This window comes from Metabacillus fastidiosus NBRC 101226, assembly GCF_001591625.1.
Taxonomy (GTDB): domain Bacteria; phylum Bacillota; class Bacilli; order Bacillales; family Bacillaceae; genus Metabacillus; species Metabacillus fastidiosus.
This window is the reverse complement of sequence record NZ_BCVG01000223.1, coordinates 1-1,494: the sequence shown is the minus strand read 5'-3', so window position 1 is coordinate 1,494 and position 1,494 is coordinate 1. Positions and strand designations below refer to the sequence as shown.

The following is a 1,494-nucleotide window of genomic DNA, read 5'->3' as shown; positions in this document are numbered from 1 at the left end:
CTACAGATTCCTGAACAACCTTATTGATATCTTCTATTTGTTCTTTCGTCTCTTCCATTTCATTAAAGCCATTATCCGTCATCTCTCTAATTTCTTTCGCTTCTTCGTTTAATTCTTCCCCGTTCTCACTTGATCGTTGAATCGAAGAAGAGAATTCCTTCATCATCTCAGAGAGCGATGTCGTACTGCTCGCTTGTTCCTCTGCTCCTTTTGCCAATTCTCCCATTGTAACAGCAATTTGCTCTCCGCCATCTGTAACTTCACGTGAAGATACAGTAAATTCATGGGCAAAAGAAGAAATCTCCTGTGACTCCTTATTAATGTTAGAAATAAGGGCTTGCAGATTCATACACATTGTCTGAATCGCTCTTGCAAGATCACCGCTTTCATCATTTGATTTTATCTGGACATTTTGTACAAGATTTCCATTCGCCACATCTTCGGCAACTTTACTTAGTTGACGTATCGGCTTTGCAATAACTTTTATTAAATAAAAGATCGCCATAATACTTATTAAAATAGAAATAACAATCATAACAGATGTTTGTGTTGCGCCTGCTTTAAAAGCACTAATACTTCCCTCGCTCGTTTCATCTATACTTTTATTATTCAATAAAACAAGCTCATATAATTTAGCATTGGCAGGGTGAAATAACTCTCTTGTTTCTTGAAAGTATTTCCCCATTTCTTCCTTATTATTTTGTTCATAGGCTGTCATCATTTTTTCATGAACCGCTAAATATTCATTAAATAGCCTGTCTACTTCCTGAAACAGTGCTTCCTGCTCTTGATTAGTCGGAATTCCTCTAAGCACTTCCAGACTCTTCTTTAAAAATCCGACAGTTTGTTCTGATTCTTTTAATATTTCTTCCGTCTGTTTCTCATTTTCAGCTAATAATAAATTTCCTTCAAGAGTTGCTAATCTCACAAATTGATAGGTACTCGTATGTGTTTCCTGAATAATTGGTATCCAATTCTCATCCAGTTCCTCGTTCACATCATTAATTTTCAGCATTCCGTTTATACCGAAAAAGCCAACTAAAATCATAAAGATAAGTAGAATAACATTAAACAAAGTTAACTTTTTACCAATAGTAAATCTCATATGTAAAACTCCTTCTATTCTTTCTTTTTCACCCTTCTTATATCGGAATATGTTGAATTTTCTTTACATAATTTATTAGCATCCAAATGAAAAAAGCCAATTCTCTAGGAATTGACTTTTTTGATCTATTTTACAATTTAAACTTCGCTACAGAAGATGTTAATCGTTCTGCTAATGTAACAAGTGATGCTGAACTTTCACTAATCTTGCTCATTGATGCTGAAGACTGTTCGGAAACAGCCGCTGTCTCTTCGATACTAGCCGATGATTGTTCTGATATTGCTGCAATATTTTCGATCGACTCATTAATATCATGAGCCGCCACAGAAATCGTCGCCAGCTGATTAGCTGTATCTTTAATCTTATCTTGAATGTTTGCGACTGACTGA

The 1,494-nt window shown here is 35.1% G+C and carries 1 protein-coding gene and 1 pseudogene; both read right to left on the bottom strand.

Features of this window, described 5'->3' with window-relative positions:
* A partial coding sequence (locus BFA01S_RS21510) for a methyl-accepting chemotaxis protein (RefSeq protein WP_156484008.1) occupies positions 1-1,105 on the bottom strand: 1,105 nt, incomplete at its 3' end.
* Positions 1,106-1,235: 130 nt separating this feature from the next.
* A pseudogene (locus BFA01S_RS23040) lies at positions 1,236-1,494 on the bottom strand (methyl-accepting chemotaxis protein); the annotation flags it as partial.